4 protein-coding genes are annotated in these 5,391 nt (G+C 69.0%); all 4 read left to right on the forward strand.

The window, feature by feature from the left end; translation table 11 throughout:
• On the forward strand, positions 1–184 hold a 184-nt coding region (locus tag VGS97_RS21285; protein WP_326855374.1), incomplete at its 5' end, for a hypothetical protein.
• A gap of 258 nt (positions 185–442) precedes the next feature.
• On the forward strand, positions 443–1,390 hold the full coding sequence (locus VGS97_RS21290; RefSeq protein WP_414641778.1) for a lysozyme: 948 nt from the start codon (positions 443–445) through the stop codon (positions 1,388–1,390).
• A gap of 377 nt (positions 1,391–1,767) precedes the next feature.
• Positions 1,768–2,265 (forward strand): DUF6229 family protein, encoded by a 498-nt coding sequence (locus tag VGS97_RS21295; protein WP_326855376.1) that lies wholly within the window; start codon positions 1,768–1,770, stop codon positions 2,263–2,265.
• 85 nt (positions 2,266–2,350) lie between these two features.
• A complete protein-coding gene (locus VGS97_RS21300; protein WP_326855377.1) occupies positions 2,351–5,173 on the forward strand; it encodes a type 2 lanthipeptide synthetase LanM family protein in 2,823 nt (940 codons plus the stop codon).
• Positions 5,174–5,391: the final 218 nt, after the last annotated feature.

A 5,391-nucleotide genomic window follows, 5' to 3' on the forward strand; every position in this document is an offset into this window, starting at 1 on the left:
GGCGCCGATCACGGTGCGGGCGGGCGACACCCCGGTCGTGTCGGGCGTCCTACAGGTCGATCCGCTGCGCGGCATCGACGGCCGCTCGCCGCAGTTCGCCTGGTTCCGCTCCCAGGCCGCGAACGGGCTGCGCAGCCGGGCGCAGGTACGCATCTTCATCACGAACCTCCTGGCAGGGCACTGATAACAGGACAAAGTACCCTGACATGCTCGTCGGTGCGGGCTAAAGCCTAGGCGCTAGCCACATTGACATCGACCAGCTGGATTGGTATGCGCAGGTGGCCGGGGGCGCACGGGGCGCACTGCGCGGCGGAGACGTGTGTTGAGACATGTATCGAGAGTGCATCAGTTCTTTACCCGAACTTTGCGGACGAATCACCCATATTGACAGTATTCTGATACACATCCGTCCCCTACGGAACAATAATCTGTGAGGACATACATGGGACACATGCGGACCACCCACACCGCATCTCGCCGGGCCGCCGTCCTGGTGACGGCGTCCGTACTGTTCGGCAGCGCGCTGATCGGCTCCATCCCGGCCGCCAGCGCCAGCGCGGCGCCGCCCTCCGGCAGCGGCGGCTGGAGCTGGGCGACCACCGCGTCCGGCCAGCGCGTCGCGGTCCGGCCGACCAACTACCCCACGCCGGTCAACCCCGAGCAGATCACCCATCCCCTGCTCGACCACATGGGCTCGACCATCCCGGCGCACGAGTCCACCGCCGTCACGGCGCACATCGTCCGCCCGGCCTCCACGGTGCCGCAGATACCCGGCATCGACATCAGCGGCTACCAGGGCAACATCAACTGGGGCGCGGTCGCGCCGTACATCGACTTCGTCTACATCAAGGCGACCGAGGGCACGTACTACACGAACCCGTACTTCGCCCAGCAGTACAACGGCTCGTACAACTCCGGGCTGATCCGCGGCTCGTACCACTTCGCCATCCCGAACAACTCCTCCGGCACCACCCAAGCCGACTACTTCATCGCGCACGGCGGCGGCTGGTCCGCCGACGGCAAGACCCTGCCCGGCGCGCTGGACATCGAGTACAACCCGTACGGCTCGGAGTGCTACGGCTTCTCCCAGTCGAGCATGGTCAACTGGGTCTGGAACTTCGTGAACGAATACGCCGCCCGCGAGCACGCGTACCCGGTGATCTACAGCACCACCGACTGGTGGTCGACCTGCACCGGCAACTACTCCGGCTTCGCCGCGTACGACCCGCTGTGGATCGCCAACTACTCCGCCAGCGGCGGCGGCCCGCTGCCCGCCGGCTGGGGCTACTACACCTTCTGGCAGTACGCCAGCTCCGGCTCCCAGCCCGGCGACCAGGACGTCTTCAACGGCGCCTACAGCCGCCTCCAGGCGCTGGCCACCGCCGGCTGATCGCCGATCGGCCACGCGCCCGATCAGTCATCTGATCAACCGCGCCGCCGATCGATCACCGTTCTGATCACCGTTCTGATCAACCCCGAGCTGATCAATGTTCAGATGAACCGCCGCCGCGGGAACGCCGGTTCCCGCGGCGGCGCCACACTGGGCGATTCGTCCACTTCCGCCGTAAACAGAGCGCTGATAAAATTGCCCTTCGCGGCCTACGGCCATGGTCAACGGCTCGGCCCGCACGCCCTCACGGACCGAGACCCGGCCGGAAAGCGCGGAGATCCCGCAAGGACGGTTCCCGTGGGGCTTGCTCCGTCTGCACGACGTTCCGAGACACAGCACCGTTTCCCGAGATCCGGTTTCCGCGGAAAGGCAGTGCGATGACCAACGCAGCATCCGAGCGGATTGTTTCGGCCTGGCTTAAGGGCGCCCACAGCGCCTATGGAGAGGCCAACCCCGCCGGTCCCATGTTCGCCGGCGCGACCTTCAGCAGCGCCAAGGACAGCCTCGTGACGGCGAACGAGGCCTTCGTGACCGCGAACGACTCCCTCGTCACGGCGAACGACATGTTCATCACCGCCGATGCCTACGTGACCGCCAACGACTCCCTCGTCACTGCCAACGACATGTACGTCACCGCCAACGAGGCCTTCATCACGGCGGCCGACTCGTTCGTCACCGAGAAGTTCATCACGGCCGCCGAGGCCTACGTCACGGCCAACGACTCCCTGGTCACGAACGACATGTTCGTCACCGAGAAGTTCATCACCGCCGATGCCTTCGTGACCGCGAACGACTCCCTGGTCACCGCGAACGACATGTACGTCACCGCCAACGAGGCCTTCATCACGGCGGCCGACTCGTTCGTCACCGCCTGACCGGAGCCCGCCGCCCGGCTGTGACCGGGCGCGGACCGCGAGGACGGCACGACTGGAACGGCCGGTCTAAGGAGCTGCTGGCGGGATGCGCGTTCAATCGGCAGCACCGCAGCGGGACCGGGCCGACGACACCGGCGGTTGGTTCGCTCAGCCCGCCGAGGCCATCGCCTCGGCGCTGACCGACCGTCTGCGCACGCGCGTTGCGGGCGTCGCGGGATTGTCCGGGCCACAGGCCTGGGTGATCTACCGAGACGCCCGCAGTCATCTGCTCGCACTCACGCAGCAGCGGCTCAGCCGCGTGCTGTTGCTGGAGTTGCACGCCGCGTCGCTGGCCGGCGAACTCGGCCGCGGCGACGAGAAGGAACGCTGGTCCGCGTTCATGGACCTCGCCGCCACCCCGGATTTCCGCGACGGGCTCGCGCAGCGTTATCCCACATTGCTGACCCGGATGGACGCGGCCGGACGCAACCTCGTCGAGGCCGTCGGCATACTCGCCGAACGGCTCGTCGCCGACCAGGGCGACCTGGAACGGCTGGCCGCCGGAGCCACGACCGGGACGAGATCCGAGCCCGAACGTGAATCCGGGCAGGCGCCGCGGCCGCTCGGCGAACTACGCTCCCTGAGGCTCGGCACCGGCGATCCGCACCGCGGCGGGCAAACCGTCTCACGTCTCGAATTCGACGGCGGGGCGCTGATGTACAAGCCGCGGCCTCTCGCCGTGGATGCGGCGCTCGACGAGGCGCTCGCGACGCTGCTGCCGGAACCCGGGCGTATCGGGACCGCGCGAACGCTCGTGCGCGACGGCTACGGCTGGACCTCGTTCGTCGAACACCGATACTGCGCCGACGACGCCGAGACAGAACTCTTCTACGCCAACCTCGGCCGTTGGCTCGCGGTCATGCGGCTCATCGGCGGCACCGACCTGCACGCGGACAACATCGTGGCGTGCGGCCCGGTCCCGGTCGTCGTGGATGCGGAGACCATGCTGGCTCCCTCGGCGCACGCGCTGCCGACCGCTCGCACGACGAGCGCCGCGAGCGCCGCCGACGCCGCGGCAAGGACTCTGCGCCGGGCGGTCGTGCGCACCGGAATACTGCCGATGCGGGTCGGCCTGCTCTCAGGGATCGACGTCTCGGCGGTCGGCCGGCTCCCCGGCGAGCAGCCGGCGCTCAGCGCCCCGGTGATCGCAGGCGGCGGGACCGACAGCGCGCGGTTGGTGAACAGGGAGGCGCGCATCGCCGCGGTCCGCAACCATCCGAACCCTGATCCAGTGCCCGAGCGGTTCTGGGAGCACATCGTCACCGCCTTCCTGGAGCTCAGTGCCCGCCTTCGCGAACTCGACGCGAACGGCGGATTGGACGCGGTGACGGCGCCCTTCCTCGGCTGCGAGGTGCGCAGGGTCGTGCGCTCGACACAGGTCTACGGTGACATCCTCCGAATGCTCTGGCATCCTGCTGCGCTGCACGACGAGGCAGCAGCGATCGAACATGCTCGGACGGCGTTGCTGGGTCACGCACGGGCGAACCCGATCGCACCCGCCGACCGAGCCACCATCGACTCGGAGATCGCGCAGCTGCTCGTCGGCGACACCCCGGTGTACACGGCGCGGATCGATGCGCAGCAGCTGACGGAGGCGGTGGACGACTGGCGCACGGCCGATCTGGAGCTGGAAGCGAGACTGATCCGCTTCACTCTCGCGGGTGCGTTTCGCGACGGCATCCCCCGGACGAGAACGCTGTCGGCTCAGACGCCTGCGTCGATGGCCGCGTCAATGTCGGCATCCATGGAAGAGCGGCGCCGGGGACTCGCCGCCGACGCGGTGCGCACGCTGCGCGACACGGCGATTCACGGCGCGGACGGCACGGTCACCTGGATCGGCCCGGTCCTCGACGAGTCGGGGTGGGCCGTCCGCGCGCTTGAGTGCGATCTGCACAGCGGCCAGGCGGGGCCGGCGCTGTGCCTGGCCGGCTACGTCCACGAGGCCGGGGCCGGCCGCGCCGACCACATCGATGGAATCAGTGACCTGCTACCGGGGGCGCTGGCCGCTTTGCGTGCCGCGGAGGACCGGCGCCGATCGCACCGGATCGGTGCCCTGATAGGGCTCGCGGGACAGGTGTGGACCTGGACCACGCTCTCGCGCCTGCTCGATGATCGCTCACTGCTCGATCGCGCCGTCGCGCGCGCACGGATGCTCGGCGTGGGTCTGCGTACGCCTGACGCCCCGTGGAAGCCGGACTGGTCCGGGGGCTTGGCCGGGACGATCACGCCGCTACTGGGTTTGGCCGGCGCAACCGGCGACGACGCCTGGCTCGCCCTCGCGGCCACCGCCACCGATCTCGCGGCAGACCGCAAGCGGAACACGGCTTTCGAGCAGGAGGACGGATTCGCGCACGGCCGCGCAGGCCTTGGCTGGGCTCTGCGCCGGATCGCGGCGAGCGCCGCGGGTGACGAGCGGCAGCGCGACCATTGGCGTGCCGCCGCCGACGAGATCTTCGATCCGCAAACCGCGATCGAGCGGGCCGCCGGCGATCCGGGCTGGTGCCGGGGCGTCGCCGGGATCGGGCTGGCCGCGAGCGATCTGGCCGCGGTCGTCGGCGAGAACGCGAAGGCGTATGCCGACGCGGCCCATCAGTGCGCTGAGATATTGGCTTCGGGGCGCCGGTCCGACGGCCGGTCGCTGTGCCATGGCGCGGCCGGGATGTGGGAGTGTCTCGTCTCAACGGTTCCGAGCCGTGAACGGCCCGACGCGTGGTTGCTCGACCTCTTACAACAGGAGACGCGAACAGCCGCGCTGATCGCCGAGGTGACCGCTCCGGGACTGCTGAACGGTGCCGCGGGCACCGGATTCACCCTGCTGCGGATGCATCCGGAGCACGAACTGCCATTGCCGCTGCTGCTGGGAGTTTAGGCGGGGAGTCTGGGGCGGGGGAGCCTGGGGCAGGGGAGTCTAGGCGGGGAGTTCAGACAGCCACCGCCTCGATCGCGCTTTCGGTGCGGGTAGCCGGCAGCGGCGGGGCGTGCACCGCGCGAACTTCGAAGCCTGCCTGCGCGAGCAGGGCGCGGTACTGATGCGCCGAGCGCTCGTAGCCTTCGAGCATGACGAGCGAAAGCAGGTCGATCGCGTTC

Origin of the sequence: Actinocrinis sp. (assembly GCF_035946395.1) — a bacterium.
Lineage (GTDB): Bacteria > Actinomycetota > Actinomycetes > Streptomycetales > Catenulisporaceae > Actinocrinis.

Bases quoted from the DNA above. Each gene is read 5' to 3' on its own strand.
- VGS97_RS21290 (WP_414641778.1), top strand. From the start codon at position 443: ATGGGACACATGCGGACCACCCACACCGCATCTCGCCGGGCCGCCGTC.
- VGS97_RS21300 (WP_326855377.1), top strand. From the start codon at position 2,351: ATGCGCGTTCAATCGGCAGCACCGCAGCGGGACCGGGCCGACGACACC.
- VGS97_RS21295 (WP_326855376.1), top strand. From the start codon at position 1,768: ATGACCAACGCAGCATCCGAGCGGATTGTTTCGGCCTGGCTTAAGGGC.